General features: G+C 59.7%; 16 protein-coding genes. 5 read left to right on the plus strand and 11 right to left on the minus strand.

What is annotated here, in order from left to right; all coding sequences use genetic code 11:
• Positions 1–3 precede the first annotated feature (3 nt).
• The 8 genes from dam to pilM form a co-directional block, all read right to left on the minus strand.
• Complete coding sequence (gene dam / locus ACL2XQ_RS23985; protein ID WP_413721571.1) at positions 4–843, minus strand: adenine-specific DNA-methyltransferase; 840 nt, start codon at positions 841–843, stop codon at positions 4–6.
• A gap of 83 nt (positions 844–926) precedes the next feature.
• Positions 927–2,129, minus strand: coding sequence for an SPOR domain-containing protein (locus ACL2XQ_RS23990; protein ID WP_413723559.1), 1,203 nt, complete (start codon positions 2,127–2,129; stop codon positions 927–929).
• A 121-nt stretch (positions 2,130–2,250) separates the two neighbouring features.
• Positions 2,251–3,336: a 3-dehydroquinate synthase gene (gene aroB, locus ACL2XQ_RS23995; RefSeq protein WP_413721573.1), complete on the minus strand. Its 1,086-nt coding sequence runs from the start codon at positions 3,334–3,336 to the stop codon at positions 2,251–2,253.
• A 41-nt stretch (positions 3,337–3,377) separates the two neighbouring features.
• Entirely contained in the window at positions 3,378–3,899 is a 522-nt protein-coding gene (aroK, locus tag ACL2XQ_RS24000; protein ID WP_131866394.1) for a shikimate kinase AroK, read from the minus strand.
• Positions 3,900–4,234: 335 nt separating this feature from the next.
• Positions 4,235–5,479 (minus strand): type IV pilus secretin PilQ, encoded by a 1,245-nt coding sequence (gene pilQ / locus ACL2XQ_RS24005; protein ID WP_413721574.1) that lies wholly within the window; start codon positions 5,477–5,479, stop codon positions 4,235–4,237.
• Between the two features lie 15 nt (positions 5,480–5,494).
• The gene (locus tag ACL2XQ_RS24010; protein WP_413739765.1) at positions 5,495–6,430 is read right to left on the minus strand and encodes a hypothetical protein; all 936 of its coding nucleotides are present in this window, start codon (positions 6,428–6,430) and stop codon (positions 5,495–5,497) included.
• On the minus strand, positions 6,417–6,971 hold the full coding sequence (locus ACL2XQ_RS24015) for a PilN domain-containing protein (RefSeq protein ID WP_413731737.1): 555 nt from the start codon (positions 6,969–6,971) through the stop codon (positions 6,417–6,419). Before ACL2XQ_RS24015 ends, ACL2XQ_RS24010 begins: the two co-directional genes overlap by 14 nt.
• Positions 6,971–7,807: a pilus assembly protein PilM gene (pilM, locus tag ACL2XQ_RS24020; RefSeq protein ID WP_413739766.1), complete on the minus strand. Its 837-nt coding sequence runs from the start codon at positions 7,805–7,807 to the stop codon at positions 6,971–6,973. Before pilM ends, ACL2XQ_RS24015 begins: the two co-directional genes overlap by 1 nt.
• 129 nt (positions 7,808–7,936) lie before the next feature.
• Here pilM and mrcA point away from each other — a divergent pair, with 129 nt between their 5' ends.
• Positions 7,937–10,498, plus strand: a complete 2,562-nt coding sequence (mrcA, locus tag ACL2XQ_RS24025) for a peptidoglycan glycosyltransferase/peptidoglycan DD-transpeptidase MrcA (protein WP_410013232.1) — start codon at positions 7,937–7,939, stop codon at positions 10,496–10,498.
• A gap of 715 nt (positions 10,499–11,213) precedes the next feature.
• On the opposite strand, the gene nudE is transcribed toward mrcA, so the two are convergent.
• The gene (gene nudE, locus ACL2XQ_RS24030; RefSeq protein WP_410013231.1) at positions 11,214–11,765 is read right to left on the minus strand and encodes an ADP compounds hydrolase NudE; all 552 of its coding nucleotides are present in this window, start codon (positions 11,763–11,765) and stop codon (positions 11,214–11,216) included.
• A gap of 421 nt (positions 11,766–12,186) precedes the next feature.
• Between nudE and ACL2XQ_RS24035 the strand changes: the two genes are divergently transcribed.
• The 4 genes from ACL2XQ_RS24035 (at position 12,187) to pckA (ending at position 17,641) form a co-directional block, all read left to right on the plus strand.
• Complete coding sequence (locus ACL2XQ_RS24035) at positions 12,187–14,322, plus strand: IgaA/UmoB family intracellular growth attenuator (protein ID WP_410013230.1); 2,136 nt, start codon at positions 12,187–12,189, stop codon at positions 14,320–14,322.
• A gap of 176 nt (positions 14,323–14,498) precedes the next feature.
• Positions 14,499–14,921: a ribosome-associated heat shock protein Hsp15 gene (hslR, locus tag ACL2XQ_RS24040; protein WP_410013229.1), complete on the plus strand. Its 423-nt coding sequence runs from the start codon at positions 14,499–14,501 to the stop codon at positions 14,919–14,921.
• A gap of 29 nt (positions 14,922–14,950) precedes the next feature.
• A complete protein-coding gene (gene hslO / locus ACL2XQ_RS24045; protein WP_410013228.1) occupies positions 14,951–15,829 on the plus strand; it encodes an Hsp33 family molecular chaperone HslO in 879 nt (292 codons plus the stop codon).
• A 192-nt stretch (positions 15,830–16,021) separates the two neighbouring features.
• Positions 16,022–17,641, plus strand: a complete 1,620-nt coding sequence (pckA, locus tag ACL2XQ_RS24050; protein ID WP_413721578.1) for a phosphoenolpyruvate carboxykinase (ATP) — start codon at positions 16,022–16,024, stop codon at positions 17,639–17,641.
• Between the two features lie 670 nt (positions 17,642–18,311).
• Here the strand turns inward: pckA and envZ are convergent.
• Together envZ and ompR are read right to left on the minus strand one after the other, a co-directional pair.
• Positions 18,312–19,679: a two-component system sensor histidine kinase EnvZ gene (gene envZ / locus ACL2XQ_RS24055; protein WP_410013226.1), complete on the minus strand. Its 1,368-nt coding sequence runs from the start codon at positions 19,677–19,679 to the stop codon at positions 18,312–18,314.
• Entirely contained in the window at positions 19,676–20,395 is a 720-nt protein-coding gene (ompR, locus tag ACL2XQ_RS24060; RefSeq protein ID WP_003853014.1) for a two-component system response regulator OmpR, read from the minus strand. The genes envZ and ompR overlap by 4 nt, the downstream gene beginning before the upstream one ends.
• Positions 20,396–20,422 lie beyond the last annotated feature (27 nt).

Below are 20,422 nucleotides of genomic sequence, written 5' to 3' on the forward strand. Positions count from 1 at the left end.
TGGTCAGTCAATGGCGCCGGAGCGGTCAGCATAATCATACAGCGCCAGCAGCTCGTTCACCTTGATGCGGCCAAGGATATTGCGGCTGATGGTGCGCCGGCCTTTCACCACATGCAGCACCGCGTCGCAATACCACTCCCGCGTCAGCAGAGTGTCATGGTTGGAAATCAGTACCGGCACCTGCGCTTCGCTGGCCAGCCGGTAGGCTATCCGCGCCAGGTTCTGCTGCTCAAGGTTATTGAAACTATTCGTATGGTACGCCGTAAAATTGGCCGTGGTCGACAACGGCACATACGGCGGATCGCAGTACACCACAGATCCCTGCGCCGCTTTATGCAGGGTCTGCTGATAATGTTCACAGACAAAAACCGCCTGCTGGGCTTTCTCTGCAAACCAGTTGAGTTCGTTTTCCGGGAAATAGGGTTTTTTGTAGCGGCCGAAAGGCACGTTGAACTCGCCGCTCAGGTTATAACGGCACAGGCCGTTATAACAATGGCGATTGAGATAAAGAAACAGCACCGCCCGCCGATAAGCATCGGTACAGAGGTTAAATTCGCTGCGCAGCACATAATACACCTGCGACGTATTGGTCTCGGCGTTAAACATCAGCCGGGCGTCGCCGATAAATTCACTGGTGCGTTCTTTGACGATGTTGTACAGATTGATGAGATCGCTATTGATATCAGCAAGGATGTACTTCTCGTAGTCGGTATTCAAAAATACCGACCCCGCGCCGACAAAGGGCTCGATCAGGCAATCCCCCGCGGGTAAATGGCGGCGGATATCTTCTATTAGCGGATATTTACCGCCAGCCCATTTCAAAAACGCGCGGTTCTTCTTCATGCCGTCGATTGTTACTCACACACTCTCAAGAGCCGCGGATTGTACTCTGTTTAGGACCCATACATCAGGTTAAATTCAGGAACTTATTTGTTTTGATCCTGCTTGACCTGGCCAATTTCCCTGGCCCACGGTTTTTTAGCCTGAATATCGGCCGGTAATTGCGCCACCGCGCTTTTGGCCTGGGCTGATGTCGGGTAGACCCCGCTCACCAGCACATACCAGGGCTTGCCGTCACGGCGGGTCTCATACACCCAATACTGGCCCAACTGCTGCTTCTTGGCATAGGCGTTAAGCGTAGTGGCCTGGGAAGCGCTGCTGATTTGCACGGTGTAATACCCCGCCGGGGCGGCTTGGATTGAACCACCGGCACTGGCGGGGGCGGCCGCGGCGGCTGGTGCCGACGTGGCTACCGGTGCCGCTGTAGCTGCCGGCGCGCGCTGCGCGGCGGCGGCGGGAGCGCGCGTGGCGGGTTCAATCACCATGGTATGGCGGGTGGGTGCTGCCGTGGGCTGCGGCGCGGCCACGGCCGGCGCACGCTGGACGGCGGCGGGCGCCTTGGCGTTATGCGTCGGCGCCGAATTTTTGGCGCTGGGGACCATGGCGGTCGTCTTCGGCGCTTTATGCGCGGCGGACGCGGGTTTGGTCGCCTTGGCGGCAGGTTCCCTGCCCGCCGGGGCCACCGTGGCCGGTGCGGTCGGCAGCGTCGAGGCCGGCTGGTCGCCGTTGACTTGCTGGGTCACGCCGTTAACCCGATCCCCTTGCTGTGACAGCGCGTCCGCCATATTGCCCGGCAGATCGATGCGGTGCTGCGGATTGCCGTCGGCTGACGGCGGCGCCTGGGTCGGCGCGGCGGCAACCGGCGGCGCGTTGAGCGTCTGCGGCTGCTGGGCGGTGCCGTTGCTGCCGTTCACCGTACCGGCGGTATTGCCGTTGCCGCCGTTCACGGTGCCGTTGGCCGCGGGCGTACTGCCTGGGCTATTGACGTCGGGGTTGGCGCTGTCCGGCACGGGTTTGAGATCGTTGGTCGCGGTATTTGCCGTACCGGGCAGTTCGATGCTCTTTTCCGCCACGTTCGGATTTTGCTGGTTAGCGTCCATCTGGGTAGGCGCCTTTAACGCCGAACCGATGGCAATAACCAATAGCAGCAGCACCAGGATGCCAATGCCTATCATCAGATGCTGTTTGGACATGGCCACTTTGGGAACTGAAGGACCTTTCCGTTGACGGGGTGGGCGGCGATCGCTGCTATCGGGTCTCAGTTCGTCTTCCGACTTGAACTCATCCATCTAAAACTCTCCAACTGAGAGATAATTTCCGCACGGCCCGGGGGTCGTGGGGAGGGTTAATGCGATTAAATCAAACTCATCCCCCCTTTCCCGCTCGCGGGATAAGGGGAACGGCCCTGACTCAAGCCTGGCAATCGGCGATTGATGCCAATACGATATCATTTGCTACACCGGTACGCACTTCCGCCTGGCCTATTGAGCGCGGCAGCACTAACCGTAATTGACCGGAAACCACTTTTTTATCCCGCATCATATGGGGCAGGTAATCCGCCGGGGCCATTTCTTTCGGTCCGGCCACCGGCAAGCCCGCGCGCGTCAACAACGCCTGCACGCGATCAATCTCATCCATACTGAACTGCCCTAAACGACGGGCGGTATGCGCCGCCATCATGATGCCCGCCGACACGGCCTCGCCGTGCAGCCAGACGCCGTAGCCCATATGGGTTTCGATGGCATGCCCATAAGTATGGCCTAAATTGAGCAAAGCCCGCTGACCATTTTCTCGTTCATCCGCGGCGACCACCGCCGCTTTCAGTTCGCAGCAGCGCCGCAGGCAATAGGACAACGCGTCGGGCTCAAGCGCCAGCACGTCGTCAAGATGATTTTCCAGCCAGCCAAAAAAAGCCTCGTCCAGAATGATGCCGTATTTGATGACTTCGGCCAGTCCTGAGGACAATTCGCGCGCCGGCAGGGTTTTAAGGCAGTCGAGATCGATAACTACGGATGCCGGCTGGTAAAACGCGCCGATCATGTTCTTACCGAGAGGGTGGTTAACCGCCGTTTTACCGCCCACCGATGAATCGACCTGGGAAAGCAGCGTAGTGGGAACCTGGATAAAGCGCACGCCGCGCTGATAACTGGCGGCGGCAAAGCCGGTCAGATCGCCGATGACGCCGCCGCCAAGCGCAATAAGCGTGGTATCGCGGCCATGGGGTTTTTTCAGCAGCGCGGTGAAAACCTGATCCAATACGGCCAGGGATTTGTATTGCTCGCCGTCGGGCAGAATGACCTGGTCGACGATGACCCCGGCGCTTTCCAGCACCGTGCGGACAGAGTGCAGGTAAAGCGGCGCCAGCGTTTCGTTGGTCACCACCATCACGTGATCGCCGCTTTTAAGCGGCATGAAAGAAGCCGGGTTGTTGAATAACCCGGCCGCTATCGTAATCGGGTAGCTGCGCTCCCCTAATGTTACCGTAATCCTCTCCATGGGGTGCTTAAGACCTTTTCGGCATCTCGTTACACACTAAATCAGTTGCTTTCCAGCATATTGATAATCTGGTTGGCGACAACTTTAGCACTTTGTTCGTCGGTACGGATGGTGACATCCGCAATTTCTTCATACAAAGGGTTGCGTTCCCGGGCCAGCGCTTCCAGTACTTCACGCGGCGGGGCTTCAACCTGTAGCAAGGGTCGTTTTTTATCACGCTGGGTTCTGGCCAGCTGTTTTTCAATGGTGGTCTCAAGATAAACGACCACACCACGGGCAGAAAGGCGGTTACGTGTTTCACGTGACTTTACTGAACCACCACCTGTAGCCAATACGATCCCTTGTTTCTCGGTAAGTTCGTTAATGACTTTTTCTTCACGATCGCGGAAGCCGTCTTCGCCTTCCACGTCGAATACCCAGCCTACATCAGCTCCGGTGCGTCGCTCAATCTCTTGATCAGAATCGAAAAACTCCATATTAAGTTGTTGAGCCAACTGACGCCCAATAGTGCTTTTGCCGGCACCCATAGGCCCAACCAGAAAGATATTGCGTTTCTCTGCCATGTTTTTCGGTATTACTAAGATTATTCGTTAATGACAACCCGCCCCGCCAATCAAATCAGCGGCGGGACCTAAACTGAAACCTCATGAGCGATAGTGCGAGAATCAGACGAAAAATTATCTCAACACTCGGGGTAGTTTGGCAACCGATTAAATCGATGCTCACACCGCAAGGAGGAATTCCGATATCTCTATCGTAATTACAGGTGACGCAAAAACAGCGATGCTCAATGGGTTACCCTTGTAAGCGAAATTGTGCACAGCGTCAAATCGAACGCGAAAAAAACGCATAATTTGTTGCTAAAACCGCAATTTTGCCCAAATTGAGGCAATCAAGTTTACCCCGTTATGCGGGTCGGCGTAATAAAAATAACCAGTTCACGCTGTTTATAGTGCGCACGCTGGCGTTTGAACAGCTGGCCGAGCAGCGGAATCTCCGCCAAAAGCGGTACCCTATCATGGGTTTGATGTTTTTGATGTTGAAAAATACCTCCTAAAACAATGGTTTCGCCGTCAGCAATGGTCACCTGGGTCTTGATTTCCTCCATATCGATGGAAACACTCTCATTTTCCCCTTGTTTGATTACCCGCCCCGGCACGTTCTGGCTCAGGCGCAAATTGAGGGTTACTTTGCCGTTGCGCAGTATTTTAGGGGTGACTTCCATGCTCAGTACCGCCTCTTTGAACTGAATGGCCGGTGATTTATTTTTACCGTTCGCCACCTGGTAGGGAATCTCGGTGCCCTGCTTGATGCTGGCGGTTTGCTGATGCGCGGTATAGAGGCGGGGGCTGGCCAGGATATCCACTTTGTTTTCCTGCTCCAGCGCGGTCAGTTCCAGTTCAAGCAGCCGGCCGCTGAGGCGCGCCAGGCGAAACCCCATGCTGGCGTAATGCTCACTCAGGGGCAGATCGACCCCCAGGCGCGTGGCGCAAGGCGATGTGCCGCCGCCTTGCTGCCACTTTACCCCGATTTCCCGCAGGTTATCCCGGCTGATGGTAACGATATGGGCGGTGATCATCACTTGCTCCAGCGGCAGATCCCAGATTTTTATCCAGCCGGTAAGCGCAGACAATGCCGCGTCGGTATCGCGCAGCACCAGGGAATTAGTGCGTTTATCCAGCATCACGCTGCCACGCGGGGACATCAGGGCGCCGCGCATCGAGCCGATGCTTTTCGCCACCTCGCCGGCATCGGCGTGCTCCAGCGTCACCAACTGGTTGCGCAAAGGAGTTTCACCCGGCGGCCCGTCCGCCTCGCCCCGCCGCGCGGGGAACACCATCAGCGCGTCATCCTGGCGCTCCAGGCGCAGGCGGCCGGTGCGCGCGATCAGATCCACCGCCTGTAGCCAGGACACATTGTGCAGATTAAGGCTGATATTGCCTTTGATGTCCGGGGCAATAACCAGATTCAGGCGCTGATGTTCCGCCAGGGCGCGCAGCACCTGCGGTATCGGCGCGTCGTCAAATACCAGCGTCACCGGTTTGCCGTCGCCGCCCGCCGTCCGTCCGGCCAGCGCGACGTCCCGCCATCCAACCGTCAGCAAACACAAGATCAACCCCACCATCCGCGCGTGTCCTTTCATTGTGCCTCGTCCTTTTTATCGGGTGACTCCATTATGATCCTCCTGATCTTCCTGATCTTTCCTGGCCGCAGTGCGTGTTGTTCCGCACCGGCGCCAGCGCCCCTGATCGTCAACGGTCCAGAATAACCAGCGCTCTCCCGCGCCCACCTTCCCTTTTATCCGATCGATCCGGCCGTCCGCGGCAGGCCGACCGGCGTGACCCGGCTGAACGTGCGGCGCCGGTTGAAAAGGATCGCGCTCCTGCGGCCGTTCATCGTCCGTTGCCTCTCTCCTCTCCTGGTCCTCCGCCGCCAAACCCGGGCTGGACGCTGTCTCCCGGTAATCTACCGCCGTGGCCCCGTCGTTACCGGCCTCCTCGTCATCGTCCCCTGCCTCCCCCGGCGCCTTTTCCCGCCGCCCGTTTTTCGTTTCCGTCCCGGGCGCGGCAGACAGGATAAGCTCCGCCTCCAGCAACCCGCCCCGGCGCCTGACGGTAAGGGTTTCCAGGGGGAGTGCCCCCCGCAGGTCGCAGAGATGGCGCAGCATGCGCCGCAGTTGCGCATAGTCCGTGGTTACCACCAGTTGCCAGCGTTCGAAAACGTGCTGCCGGTCGCCGGCGGCGCCAAGCGCCCGCCAGGTGAGGTTCTTCCCCCGGCCCGGAGGGATAACGGCGGCCAAGGCGGCCGGATCCCCGCGCATTTTTTCGCCGGCGTCGACGGGGCGGCGTAAGCGCAGGATATCGGCTTCCAGGCGTTCCGGAGCGGGTAAGCCGGCCTGCGCCCGTTCCTGCCCAGCCACCACGGTTTTGCAATGGCCGATATCCTGGCGCAGCAACTCCGCCGCGTCCTGTCCAGGGCGCACGACCAGCAAAATCCCCAGCGCGACGTAAACGCCCACGATGATCTGCGCCAGGGCCAGCGCGCGCCAGGGGCGCTCCATCCAGCGGCCGAACCCGCCCTCAGCGTCCGGCATCGTCCGCCGCCCCGGCGGGCCACGCCGCCTGTAACTCAAAGCTGAAGCGGCCGTTTTCCTGTTGTTCGATTCGTCGCCAGCGTATGGAAGCGAACCGAGGATGTCGGGAAAGCAGGCGGTCCGCCGTGCGGATATGCACATAGCGCTCGCTGCAGCCGCTTATATGTACTTCTGTGCCGCACAGCCGCAGCCGGGTTAACCACAATCCCGGCGGCAGCAGGCCCGGCAGTTGATCCCACAGCTGCCGGTAGCGCTGGTTGCCGGCGTTGGCCCGGCGCCGGCCGCGCAGCTTGTTTTCCAGCTCTTGCCGCCGTTCCAGCAGACGCTCCATCCGCTGCCGCTGCCCGCGGATTTGTTTTTCGCGCTGTTGCCACTGTGAGAGCAGTGCGCCAAGCTCGGCGAGCTGTTCATGGCCGCGCCGCGCCTGCAGGCCCAGCAGACCGGAGGCCAGCAGCAGTTCGACCGCCAGCGCCAGGGACATGATTCTTGCGCGCCGCCGCCGGCGTTGGCGCCGCCACGGCAGCAGGTTGACCTGATACATTATTCATCGCCGCGGCGCACGGCCAGCCCGCCCGCGATGGCGAATGCCGCCGGCCACGCCGGTAGCGGGGGATGCGCCTGCCACAGGGCGGAAAATGGCGACCATTGCAGGGCATCCGCCTGCGGCGGGCAGATGGCGTCGCTGCTGATATAGACCGGCTCGCCCCTGCCGCAGGCATCAGGATAGCGCTGGTGGATGAGTCCGCGCGCCGCCGGCAGCGCCGCGGCCTCGCCGGTGGCGATAACGCCGAATTCCAGGGGACGCGCCAGCGGCGAGACCCAGTGCCATCCCGTGCGCGCAGCGTGGATCAGCAGCCGGTCCCGCGCCAGGCCCGCGGCGCTTGCCATGCAGCGCAGGGCGCTGGGCGCGATATCCAGCACTTGCGGAGCCAGACCGGCGCGCTCCAGACAGGATAGCCACCGCGCCACGGCCTCCTGGCGGGCTGCGGTCACTAGCAGCGTGCCGGGCGCCTGCGGATCGTCACGGTAATCGAGCAGCAGCTTTTCACGGCCGGCGGGGAAATGGCGGCGGGCCTGCGCGGTGATATACCACTCCCGTTCCGGCTCGCCGAGGCGATGGTCCGGCGCGGCCATGCGCCGGTGCAGAAACTCGGTTGACGGCAAACAAACTCGTAACGAAATGCGTCCGGGCAGTTGCCTGCGCCACACCGCCAACAGTTGCTCCAGGGCGGCGGACGGCGTGCCCTCAGCCCCCTCCGGCATGGGCTGCTGCCACCAATGGCGAAGCTGCCAGCCCTGGCGCCGCCGCTGCACCGCCAGCGCCCGCGCGGTGCCGTTTTCAAACGCCAATCCCACTTGCCAGGTGCAAAATTCCATGTTTGCCGAGCTCCTTCTCATTCGTTATCGTCCGTCATTAAAAGTACGTATCCAACGTGCTGGCTTACCTTTATACTAGCGCGCGGTTGTTTATAAACTGCCCAAATGACATGAAATGGGAAATCTCAGGTGAAGTTCGTAAAATATTTTTTAATCTTTGCAGTGTGTTGCATTCTGTTGGGAGCCGCCTCGATATTTGGCATGTACAAATATATCGAGCCGCAGTTGCCTGACGTCGCCACCCTGAAAGACATTCGGCTGCAGACCCCGATGCAGGTCTATAGCGCGGACGGTGAGCTGATAGCGCAGTTTGGGGAAAAACGCCGTATCCCCCTGAAGCTGCAGCAAATACCGCCGGAACTGGTCCACGCGTTCGTGGCCACGGAAGACAGCCGCTTCTATGAGCACCATGGGGTTGACCCGGTGGGCATCATGCGCGCCGCCTCCATCGCGCTGATGTCCGGCCATGCGTCCCAGGGCGCCAGTACCATCACGCAGCAGCTGGCGCGCAATTTCTTCCTCAGCCCGGAACGGACGTTGATTCGCAAAATCAAAGAAGCTTTCCTGGCCATCCGTATCGAGCAGTTGCTGACGAAAGATGAAATCATCGAGCTGTATCTCAACAAGATTTATCTGGGTTACCGCGCCTATGGCGTCGGCGCGGCGGCGCAGGTGTATTTTGGCAAGAATGTCGACCAGCTGACCCTGAGCGAGATGGCGGTCATTGCCGGCCTGCCGAAAGCGCCCTCGACCTTCAATCCGCTTTATTCCCACGATCGGGCGCTGGCGCGGCGTAATTTCGTGCTGTCGCGCATGCTGGATGAAAACTTCATTACGCGCGAACAGTTCGAACAGGCCCGCAACAGCGATCTGGTGGCGAATTATCACGTGCCGCAAATGGCGTTTTCGGCGCCTTATGTCTCTGAAATGGTGCGTCAGGACATGATGAAACGCTACGGGGAAAATGCCTATACCGATGGTTATAAGGTCTACACCACCATCACCAAAAAACTACAGCTGGCGGCGCAGGACGCCGTGCGCAACAACGTGCTCGATTACGATATCCGCCACGGCTACCGCGGACCGAGCAACGTGCTGTGGAAGGTGGGTGAAATGGCCTGGGACCAGAAGCATATCGTCGATACTTTAAAAACGCTGCCGGTTTACGGACCGCTGTTCCCGGCGGTGGTAACGCAGGCCGACGCCGAACAGGCCACCGCCGTAATGGCGGACGGCAGCAGCGTCGCCCTGCCGATGGCAGGGGTGCGTTGGGCGCGAGCGTTTAAAACCGATACGCTGCAAGGCCCTCTGCCGCGCAAGGTTTCGGACGTCGTCAAGCCGGGCGAGCAAATTTGGGTGCGCAAGGTCGGCGATATCTGGTGGCTGGCGCAGGTGCCCGACGTCAACTCGGCGCTGGTGTCCCTCAATCCGCAGGACGGCGCGGTCAAGGCGTTGGTGGGAGGGTTCGATTTCAACCAGAGCAAATTCAACCGCGTCACCCAATCGCTGCGGCAGGTCGGGTCGAATATCAAGCCGTTCCTGTATACCGCCGCCATGGATAAAGGGCTGACCCTGGCCACCATCCTTAACGACGTGCCGATTTCCCGTTGGGACGCCGGCGCCGGCGCCGACTGGCGGCCGAAAAACTCGCCTCCGACCTATGACGGCCCCATCCGCCTGCGCCAGGGGCTGGGGCAATCGAAAAACGTGATGATGGTGCGCGCCATGCGCGCCATGGGCGTGGATTACGCCGCGGAATACCTGCTGCGCTTTGGTTTTCCCGCGCAGAATATCGTGCATACCGAATCGCTGGCGCTAGGCTCGGCGTCGTTTACTCCGCTGCAGATGGTGCGCGGGTACTCGGTGCTCTCCAACGGCGGTTATCTGGTCGACCCCTACCTGATTACCCGCATCGAGGACGAAGCCGGCCATGTTCTGTTTGCAGCCAAGCCCAAAGTGGTCTGCGACACCTGCAACCTGCCGGTAATCTACGGCGACACCAACAAATCCGCCGTCCTGTCCGATGACAGCATGGAAAACGTCGCCGTGTCGCGCCAACCCGATAATAACGCCGCCGTGCCGATGCCTCGGCTGGAAACCGTTTCCCCGGCGCAACAGGCCGCTGACGGCAGCCAGCTTTATGCGCCGCACGTCATCAGTACGCCGCTGGCGTTCCTGATCCACGACGCGCTTAACAGCAACATCTTTGGCGAACCCGGCTGGATGGGCACCGGCTGGCGCGCGGGCAAGGACTTGAAGCGCCATGATATCGGCGGCAAGACCGGTACCACCAACGATTCCAAGGATGCCTGGTTCTCAGGCTACGGCCCGCAAACCGTCACCACCGTATGGATTGGCTTCGACGATCATCGCCGCAACCTGGGCCGGGCCACGGCGTCCGGCGCCATCAGCGATCAGATTTCCGGCGGCGAAGGCGGTGCCAAAAGCGCCCAGCCGGCCTGGGATGATTTTATGAAGGTCGCGCTGGAAGGAATACCGGAGCAAAAAGTCACGCCCCCGCCGGGCATCGTCACCGTCAGCATCGATAAGAGCAGCGGCAAACTCTCCGACGGCGGCGGCAACAGTCGCGAGGAATACTTTATCGACGGTACGCAGCCGAGGGACCGGGTGGTGCACGAGGTGGGTACCGTGGTGACGGATAACGGCGGCGAATCGCACGAACTGTTCTAATGCGGCGGCCTGCCACGGCAGGCCCGCCAACACCGCACTCAAAGCAGACATGTCAAGGGAGAGCGTGCCAATGGGGTCGAATCGGGCGTGGTTTTCCCGCCCGACCGAGCGCCTCATGGCACGGCAGGCCCGCCAACACCGCGCCCAAAGCAGACGTGTTAAGGGAGAGCGTGCCAATGGGGTCGAATCGGGCGTGGTTTTCCCGCCCGACCGAGCGCCCCATGGCGCGGTATGCCCGCCAACACCGCACTCAAAGCAGACATGTCAAGGGAGAGCGTGCCAATGGGGTCGAATCGGGCGTGGTTTTCCCGCCCGACCGAGCGCCCCATGGCACGGCAGGCCCGCCAACACCGCGCCCAAAGCAGACGTGTCAAGGGAGAGCGTGCCAATGGGGTCGAATCGGGCGTGGTTTTCCCGCCCGACCGAGCGCCCCATGGCGCGGTATGCCCGCCAACACCGCACTCAAAGCAGACGTGTTAAGGGAGAGCGTGCCAATGGGGTCGAATCGGGCGTGGTTTTCCCGCCCGACCGAGCGCCCCATGGCGCGGTATGCCCGCCAACACCGCACTCAAAGCAGACGTGTTAAGGGAGAGCGTGCCAATGGGGTCGAATCGGGCGTGGTTTTCCCGCCCGACCGAGCGCCTCATGGCGCGGTATGCCCGCCAACACCGCACTCAAAGCAGGCATCCAAAGGGATAACCGGACTCCGGTTGTTTTATTTCCGCACCAGCCACGCATGGGCCAGAAACAGCGCGCTGACGTTACGCGCCTCGCGAAAATCCGGCTCATTAAGCAACTCCATCATGCGATCGATGGGCCAGCGCACCTGCGGCAACGGTTCGGGCTCATCGCCCTCGCGCTGCTGCGCATACAGATCCCGCGCCACCACGATATTCATTTTGCTGGAAAAATAGGACGGCGCCATGGTCAGCTTGGTTAAAATATCCATGCGCCGCGCGCCGAAACCCACCTCTTCCATCAGTTCCCGGTTCGCCGCTTCCAGGATCTCCTCGCCGGGATCAATCAGCCCCTTGGGAAACCCCAGCTCATAATCCTCAATGCCCACCGCATACTCACGGATCAACACCAGATGATCATCGATTATCGGTACGATCATCACCGCCTCCCGATCGGACGGCTGCATCCTTTCATAAATCCGCCGCGCCCCATTGCTGAACTCGAGGTCGACGGTTTCTACATTAAACAATCGGGAGCGCGCCACGGTTTCAACTTTATGAATTTTTGGTTTTTGCAGATGCTTATCCATAATGGTCCCGAGCAGACAAAATACATATCACAGCATAACCGCCTATGCGCGCAAACAACAGGATCAGGGCATCCGCGTTAAATCCCCCGCCCGCCAGCGGCGCCGTTTTCGCGCCGGCTAACCCGATCTTTACCTGCCATTCCGCCAACGCGAGGCCGGGTAAAACGGATGCAATTAGTTATAGCATGGCAAGTAAAAGAAAAGAATTGGGATTAAAATAGGAAAATACCGATATGTCGCTAAAGAATGGATTGCTACCCTGAGATTAGCGTTGATAGTTGTCACGTTTTTTTCCCGCGCGGCTGTCAATCAAACAATCGAGTGTTCGTTTCTCTATGACGAGCGTGGCGTCACGCCGCTTGCCGGATGCGTATCATATTATCGATGTATCGTCGTTTTTTCGTGTTTCGATGGGGATGGCATGAGCACAATAGTCATTGTATTGGCCTTACTGTTGACCTGTGCGATCGCGTTATCCGCTTACCGGGCCTACCGCCGGCGCCACATCCCCGCGCCGATAAAGCGCATGCCGTCGCTGCAACCCTTGCCCCGCAAACTGGCCCCGCAGGAACGCGAGGCCATCGAACACTATTTCCAGCTGAATAAACACCTCCAGTATAGCTTGCCCCTGGCCTCGCCCCCCGCGCCGGTGGCGGAGACCCTGGCGTTAACCCCGCAAAGCGAGAATATCTATGCGGTCACCCATGCCATCACCCGTTATGGCTTGGCCACCGACGCGCCCCATAAGTGGCGTTATTTCCTCGACAGTACCGAAGTGCACCTCCCCCCGCTCTGGGAACAGTATATTGCCGACGAAAATCATGTCGAACTGATAAAAACCGCCGGGATCCCCTTGGTGATTGCGCTCAACGGCCACTCGCTGGTGGATTACATGTCCGCCGACCCGCAAGCGCCCAGCCCGCCGCAGTTAGTACCGAACTCGTCCATGCGCGAGCAGGAAACCGAGCAGGTCGAATTGCTGAACATCCGCAAGGAAACCCCCGAGGAATATGCGCTCAGCCGGCCGAAGGGCATCTATGAGGCCGCCTTGCTGAGCGTGGCGCTATTATTGCTGTTTGTCAGCCTGCTGGCGCCGGTGCTGGCCGTGCCATGGCTGGTGGCCGTCGCCGGCGTGCTGATGGGTTGGGGCGGCTGGCGGCTGTTGCGCCGGCCGGCCGAGAGCGCGCTGCGGGATGTGCACTGCCTGCGCGGCACGCCCAAGCGCTGGGGCCTGTTCGGGGAATCTGACCAAAGCCGCATCAGCACCATCTCGTTCGGCATTATCGACCTGAACTACCCGCCCCACTGGCTGCCTTTTATCGGCCATGATATGGGCAAAAAGACCGATGTCGATATCTACGTCAACCGCCAGGTGGTGCGCCAGGGGAAATATCTGTCCCTGCATGACGAAATGAGGCATTTCCCGCTCCAGCGCTTTGGCGGCAACCTGGTATTGCTGTGCAGCTCGGCCCTGATCTTGTGCCTGCTGCTGATCTACGTGCCGCTGACCTTGCCGCTGACGCTGAGCACCGCCTGGTTAAAAGGCGCGCAGAATATCCAGGCGGTGGATGTCAATACGCTGGCGCAGGCGCAGCTGCGCATCGGCGATACGCTGCACGCCCAGGGCTCGGGCATGTGCTATATCAATACCGCCCTGCCCGCGGATGCCCGGGAACCGTTTGTCCCTTTCGACTGTTCCAGCATTTATTGGAATAACGCCGAACCGCTGCCTTTGCCGGAGTCCGACACGGTGGATAAGGCGGTATTATTGCTCAATACCGTCAATACCCAACTGCATCCCCAACTGGATAACGATCCCAAGATCAATCCAGGCCTGGCGACCGCCATCCAGAAATCGGGCATGATACTGCTGGATGATTTTGCGGACATCGTGCTGAAAACGCAGGACCTTTGCCATGACGACAGCGCCTGCGGCCGGCTGAAAACCGCGCTGGTCAACCTGGCCAACGGCCGGGATTGGCCTTCGCTTGTAAAGCGGGCGCGCAACGGCACGCTCAAAGGCGTCAACGTCCTGCTGCGCCCGGTCAGCGCGGAAACGCTGCAAAACCTGGTGACCAGCGCCACCTCGTCCATTTTCACCGGAGAGACCCGCCAGGCGACCAATGCCCTTAACAGTCCCCCGCCGGGCGGATTCCTGATCCACAGCGACGAGGGAAAATTACTGGTGGATCATCCATTGCCGGCCAGTTCCTTATATGATTACACCGGGCTGGCGCAATGGCATGAACTGCAGCGCCTCTCCGCCATGCTGCTGCACACGCCGTTCCGCGCCCAGGGCGTCATTACCAATATCACCGTCGACGCCAACGGCACCCGCCATATTTCGCTGCACAGCGAACCCGATGTCATCACCGTCTGGCGCTACCTTGGCACCAGCGTACTGCTTTTCCTGTTGATTATCATCGCATTGGTCAACGCCGTACTGCTGATCCGCCGCCTGGGCAAAAGCCGGCATCGCGCCCAGGATATTCAGCGTTATTATGAAAGCTGTTTTAATACCCACCTGCCCACCGTGGCATTAAAAACGCTGCGTTAACCCGCGGCGCCCCGGTTTGCCCGGCGCGTCATGCGCACGGAATTTGCATGTCATCCGCCAACGACTGGTATAATACCCTAATGTATCCTGATACCGGCGGCACACCAGCGCGGCATCCACCCGGCGGACCGGGTACTGAAAAAGCGCCCGTTCCCGGCAAGCACACAGGAGGCACGATGAAAAACCAGGATAAGGACAAAGGCGGACAGGAAGAGGCCGTCCGCCTTGATAAATGGCTTTGGGCGGCACGATTTTACAAAACCCGCGCCATCGCCCGGGAAATGGTGGAAGGCGGCAAAGTCCATTACAACGGACAGCGCACCAAACCCGGCAAAATCATGGAGAGCGGCGCGGAGATCACCCTGCGCCAGGGTGATGACGAACGCACCGTGGTGGCGCTTACCCTCACGGTACAGCGCCGGCCCGCCAGCGAAGCGCAACTGTTCTACCAGGAAACGGCGCAAAGCGTGGCCAAACGCGAAAAGCTGGCCGCCGCGCGCAAAATCAATGCCCAGAACGTGACCCACCCGGACCGGCGGCCGGATAAAAAAGAGCGCCGCAACCTGATTAAATTTAAATATGGCGAGTCGGGGGAATAAGCCCGCCGCCACCGGCAAGAGAGAGAATTATGGCCATTCACGACCAGCTACACCGTTATTTATTTGAAGATTATGCCGTGCGCGGTGAACTGGTTTCATTGCATGATACCTACCGGCAGGTCCTGGGCCAGCATGATTACCCGCCCAGCGTCAAAAACCTGCTGGGGGAAATGCTGGTGGTCACCAGCCTGCTGACCGCTACGCTGAAATTCAGCGGCGAGATTACCGTGCAACTGCAGGGCGACGGGCCGCTGCGCCTGGTGGTCATTAACGGCGATCACCAGCAGAATATGCGCGGCGTGGCGCGCATCGACGGCGACATCGCCGAAAACAGCACGCTCAGACAAATGGTCGGCAACGGCTACCTGGTCATTACGCTCACCCCGGATGAGGGCGAGCGTTACCAGGGCGTGGTGGGCCTGGAAGGAGAACACCTGGCCGATTGCCTGGAAAACTACTTCCTGCAGTCTGAACAGTTGCTGACCCGCCTGTTTATCCGCACCGGCGAAGCCAACGGCCAGGTCGCGGCCGCCGGTATGCTGCTACAGGTGCTGCCCGCGCGCGATGCCAGCCACGACGACTTTGACCGCCTGGCGCAGTTGACCGCCACAGTCAAGGCGGAAGAGCTGTTCACCCTGCCGGCCGATGACGTGTTATATCGCCTCTATCATCAGGATAAGGTATCGCTTTACCCCGCCCAGGACGTCCGTTTTCTTTGCACCTGCTCCCGGCAGCGTTGTGCTGACGCGCTGCTGACGCTGCCGGAGCATGAGCTTGATGAAATGCTCGATCAGGACGAAACCATCGACATGCATTGTGATTTCTGCGGTAGTCATTATGTCTTTACCGCCGGGGATGTCGCGGCGATAAAGTCAGACCGCACGGGCCCTGAGACACAATTACACTGAGATAGGCGCCGGCGGGCACAGGACAGATAGACTTGCCTATGGTAGCGCATGCTGAAGCTTTATTTATGCGTCAGCTCCCAATACAGTGTAAAACTTGCTGACGTCGGTTATTTCATGACCTACCTCTCGGTGATCCACTGGGTAACCCTTACAATCGCTACAGGTAATAATTTAAAGCTAAGGAGTCGTCATATGGCAAGTCATGGTATCAACGCGCAAGACCTGGTCGGCTATGGCATTACTAACTGTAGCGAGGTGATTTACAACCCGGATTTTGCCTTATTGTTCCAGGAAGAAACCGCCGATTCACTGCAAGGATTTGAGCGCGGCACCGTCACCAGCACCGGCGCCGTGGCCGTCGATACCGGTATCTTTACCGGCCGCTCGCCGAAGGACAAATACCTGGTGCGCGACGACGTAACGCGCGATACCGTCTGGTGGTCGGATCAGGGTAAAGGCAACAACGACAATCATCCGCTCAGTCAGGAGACCTGGAGCCACCTGAAACAACTCGTCGGCAACCAGCTATCGGGCAAACGCCTGTTTATCGTGGATGCGTTTTGCGGCGCCAATGAAAACAGCCGGTTAAAGGTACGCTTTATCACCGAGGTGGCCTGGCAGGCGCACTTCGTCAAAAACATGTTTATCCGCCCCGATGAAGAGGAACTGCGGGACTTCAAACCTGATTTCGTGGTCATGAACGGGGCCAAATGCACCAATCCGGACTGGCAACAGCAGGGCATGCACTCGGAAAACTTTATCGCCTTTAACCTGACGGAACGGATGCAGCTGATTGGCGGCACCTGGTACGGCGGCGAAATGAAAAAAGGCATGTTCTCGATCATGAACTACCTGCTGCCGTTAAAAGGCATCGCCTCGATGCACTGCTCGGCCAATGTCGGCGCCGCCGAAGATGTCGCCATTTTCTTTGGCCTGTCGGGCACCGGCAAAACCACGCTGTCCACCGATCCGCACCGCCGGCTTATCGGCGACGATGAGCACGGCTGGGACGACGACGGCGTCTTTAACTTCGAGGGCGGCTGCTACGCCAAGACCATCCATCTGTCAGAGGAAGCCGAGCCGGAAATTTTCCACGCCATCCGCCGCGACGCCCTGCTGGAAAACGTGGTTGTCCGGGCCGACGGCAGCGTAGACTTTGACGACGGCAGCAAAACCGAAAATACCCGCGTCTCATACCCTATCTACCATATCGAGAATATCGTCAAACCGGTATCGAAAGCGGGCCATGCGTCCAGGGTCATCTTCCTGACCGCCGACGCCTTCGGGGTACTGCCGCCGGTGGCCAGACTGACGGTGGAACAGGCGCAATATCACTTCCTGTCCGGCTTTACCGCCAAGCTTGCCGGCACCGAACGCGGCATCACCGCGCCGACCCCCACTTTCTCGGCCTGCTTCGGCGCGGCGTTCCTGTCGCTGCACCCGACCCAGTACGCGGAGGTACTGGCCAAACGCATGAACGCCGCCGGCGCCAAGGCCTATCTGGTGAATACCGGCTGGAACGGCACCGGTAAACGCATTTCCATCAAAAATACCCGCGCCATTATCGACGCGATCCTGAGCGGCGCTATCGACGATGCGGAAACCCTCACGCTACCGGTATTCAACCTGGCGGTGCCGATGACGCTGGCCGGCGTCGACAGCCAGATTCTCGACCCGCGCCATACCTACGCCGAACCCGGTCTGTGGCAGGAAAAGGCCGACGACCTGGCGAAACGGTTTATCACCAATTTTGATAAATACACCGACACGCCGGCAGGCAAGGCGCTGGTTAAAGCGGGACCGAAGCTGTAAGCACCCCGGCGCCGGGCTAAACCCCGGCGCGGTAAGCCCACTGACACCGGACGTAAATCCGGCGTGTTAAAGGGAGAGCGTGCCAATGGGGTCGAAGCGGCCATGGTTTTCCTGGCCGCCAGAGCGCCCCATGGCATGCTAGGCCCGCCAACGCCGAACCTAAAGCAGACGTGTTCAAGGGAGAGCGTGCCAATGGGGTCGAAGCGGCCATGGTTTTCCTGGCCGCCAGAGCGCCCCATGGCATGCTAGGCCCGCCAACGCCGAACCTAAAGCAGACGTGTTCAAGGGAGAGCGTGCCGATGGGGTCGAAGCGGCCATGGTTTTCCTGGCCGCCAGAGCGCCCCATGGCATGCTAGGCCCGCCAACGCCGAACCTAAAGCAGACGTGTTCAAGGGAGAGCGTGCCGATGGGGTCGAAGCGGCCATGGTTTTCCTGGCCGCCAGAGCGCCCCATGGCATGCTAGGCCCGCCAACGCCGAACCTAAAGCAGACGTGTTCAAGGGAGAGCGTGCCGATGGGGTCGAAGCGGCCATGGTTTTCCTGGCCGCCAGAGCGCCCCATGGCGCGCTAAGCCCGCTGACACCGGGCTTAAATCCGGCGCTTGCCAGTCCACATCATGCCTCCGCGTAACGGAGGCTTTTTTTTGCCCCGCGGTCGTTGCCGCGGCGGGATTACGCCGTTTTCTTTACCGAGGTCACGACGGGAACGTCATGCGCATTCACAGGCAACGGCAGGTACGCGCGAATACGCAGACCGCCGCGCTCGCTGCTGCCGATATCCAGCGTACCGTCGTGGGCGTCGACAATACGCTGCACAATAGCCAGCCCCAGCCCGGTGCCGCTGGTGCTGCGCGCGCTGTCCCCGCGCACGAAGGGCTGGAACAGATATTTCAGCTGCGAAGGTTCGATGCCCGGCCCATCGTCCTCCACCTCAAACCAAACCCGGTGCGCGTCCCGCCCGCTGTTAACGCGGATCCAGCCGTTACCGTAACGGGCGGCGTTAACCACCATATTCACCGCCGCCCGTTTAATCGACAGCGGATTCACGTTAACAATCAGCTCATCATCGAACAGCGCGGTTTCGATAATACGTTCATAACCGCTTTCAGCCGCCACCACTTCCGCCAGGATGCCGTTCAGATCCGCCATCTCGGTCTGCATCTCCTGCCCGGTACGCAGATAATCGATAAATTGCTCGATAATGGCGTTACACTCTTCAATATCCTTATTGATCGACTCGGCCAGATAACCATCCTCGGCATTCATCATCTCGGTGGCCAGGCGGATACGCGTCAACGGCGTGCGCAAATCGTGGCTGACGCCGGCCATCAGCAGGGTCCGATCGTCGGCCAGCATCTTGACGCCGGAGGTCATCTGGTTAAACGCCCGGGTGACCGAACGCACCTCCGAGGCGCCGTATTCCCGCAGCGGCGGCGGTATAATGCCTTTGCCCACCTGCAGCGCGGCGTGCTCCAGGTCCACCAGCGGACGGTTCTGCATCCGGATAAACAACCAGGCGCCGCCTATTGCCAGCAGCATAATGGCCAGGGTATAGCGGAATAAAGGCGAAAAATCGCCCTGATGGATTTCTGTTAACGGAATGCGCACCCAGATATCCGGCGACAGCCAGGTCTTCAGCCAGACCACCGGCGAATTCTTGGTGACCTCCACCCGCACATCGGTGGGGCCGCCGAGCTGCTGCGCCATCTGCTGGCTGAGGAACTCATAATGCTGCGCCCACCGCAGCCCGCTGTCCTCGGCCGCTGCATTGGTATAAAGGGAAATGCCCAACTCCCGGTAAATCTCGCGCCGGAACGCCGGCGGGACTTCAAGCAGCGTACCGTCCTCAAGCTGCAGACGGTCGGTCATCAGCATGCGCACTTCGTACGCCAGCACTTTATTGAACTGCTGCAGGCTGGGTAATATCGCGAAATTCAGTACCACAAGATAGGTCGTCACCAGGCTGACGAACAGCAGGGTAACGATTAACAACAGACTCCGTGCAAAAGAACTGCGCGGAGAGAAGCGCCATCGCCTCATGCTTTACTGCCGTCCGGCACGAATACGTATCCCAAACCCCAAACGGTCTGGATATAGCGCGGGTGGGCGGGGTCTTCCTCGACCATACGGCGCAGGCGGGAAATCTGCACGTCTATGGAGCGCTCCATGGCGCTGTACTCCCGGCCACGGGCCAGGTTCATCAGCTTATCGCGCGATAACGGCTCGCGGGGATGGCTTACCAGCGCCTTAAGTACCGCGAATTCGCCGCTGGTCAACGGCATGGGCTCATCCTCGCGGAACATCTCGCGGGTACCGAGATTCAGCTTGAATTTACCGAAGGCGATAATCGCCTCTTCCTGCGAAGGCGCGCCCGGCAGCTCATTGGCCTGGCGCCTGAGCACCGCGCGGATGCGCGCCAGTAGCTCGCGGGGATTAAAGGGCTTGGGAATATAGTCGTCAGCGCCGATTTCCAGACCGACGATCCGATCCACCTCTTCGCCTTTGGCCGTGACCATAATGATCGGCATCGGATTGCTCTGGCTGCGCAGCCGGCGGCAAATGGACAGGCCATCCTCGCCCGGCAGCATCAGGTCCAGCACCATCAGATGGAAGGACTCGCGCGTCAGCAGGCGATCCATCTGCTCGGCATTGGCGACGCTGCGCACCTGGAATCCCTGTTCGGTTAAATAACGCTCCAGCAGGGCCCTTAAACGCATATCATCGTCCACGACCAGAATCTTGTAATTCTCTTGCATTGTTCTCTCTCCCAAAGGCGATACGCC

It is taken from the genome of Sodalis sp. RH14 (assembly GCF_047324285.1).
GTDB lineage: Bacteria > Pseudomonadota > Gammaproteobacteria > Enterobacterales > Enterobacteriaceae > Acerihabitans.

What these genes read in the sequence shown, in the direction of transcription:
- pckA (WP_413721578.1), top strand. Translation starts at nt 16,022, where the DNA reads ATGGCAAGTCATGGTATCAACGCGCAAGACCTGGTCGGCTATGGCATT.
- aroB (WP_413721573.1), bottom strand. Translation starts at nt 3,336, where the DNA reads ATGGAGAGGATTACGGTAACATTAGGGGAGCGCAGCTACCCGATTACG.
- pilM (WP_413739766.1), bottom strand. Translation starts at nt 7,807, where the DNA reads ATGGAATTTTGCACCTGGCAAGTGGGATTGGCGTTTGAAAACGGCACC.
- ACL2XQ_RS23990 (WP_413723559.1), bottom strand. Translation starts at nt 2,129, where the DNA reads ATGGATGAGTTCAAGTCGGAAGACGAACTGAGACCCGATAGCAGCGAT.
- hslO (WP_410013228.1), top strand. Translation starts at nt 14,951, where the DNA reads ATGGCCATTCACGACCAGCTACACCGTTATTTATTTGAAGATTATGCC.
- aroK (WP_131866394.1), bottom strand. Translation starts at nt 3,899, where the DNA reads ATGGCAGAGAAACGCAATATCTTTCTGGTTGGGCCTATGGGTGCCGGC.
- dam (WP_413721571.1), bottom strand. Translation starts at nt 843, where the DNA reads ATGAAGAAGAACCGCGCGTTTTTGAAATGGGCTGGCGGTAAATATCCG.
- ompR (WP_003853014.1), bottom strand. Translation starts at nt 20,395, where the DNA reads ATGCAAGAGAATTACAAGATTCTGGTCGTGGACGATGATATGCGTTTA.
- ACL2XQ_RS24015 (WP_413731737.1), bottom strand. Translation starts at nt 6,971, where the DNA reads ATGTATCAGGTCAACCTGCTGCCGTGGCGGCGCCAACGCCGGCGGCGG.
- hslR (WP_410013229.1), top strand. Translation starts at nt 14,499, where the DNA reads ATGAAAAACCAGGATAAGGACAAAGGCGGACAGGAAGAGGCCGTCCGC.
- nudE (WP_410013231.1), bottom strand. Translation starts at nt 11,765, where the DNA reads ATGGATAAGCATCTGCAAAAACCAAAAATTCATAAAGTTGAAACCGTG.
- ACL2XQ_RS24035 (WP_410013230.1), top strand. Translation starts at nt 12,187, where the DNA reads ATGAGCACAATAGTCATTGTATTGGCCTTACTGTTGACCTGTGCGATC.
- ACL2XQ_RS24010 (WP_413739765.1), bottom strand. Translation starts at nt 6,430, where the DNA reads ATGCCGGACGCTGAGGGCGGGTTCGGCCGCTGGATGGAGCGCCCCTGG.
- pilQ (WP_413721574.1), bottom strand. Translation starts at nt 5,479, where the DNA reads ATGAAAGGACACGCGCGGATGGTGGGGTTGATCTTGTGTTTGCTGACG.
- envZ (WP_410013226.1), bottom strand. Translation starts at nt 19,679, where the DNA reads ATGAGGCGATGGCGCTTCTCTCCGCGCAGTTCTTTTGCACGGAGTCTG.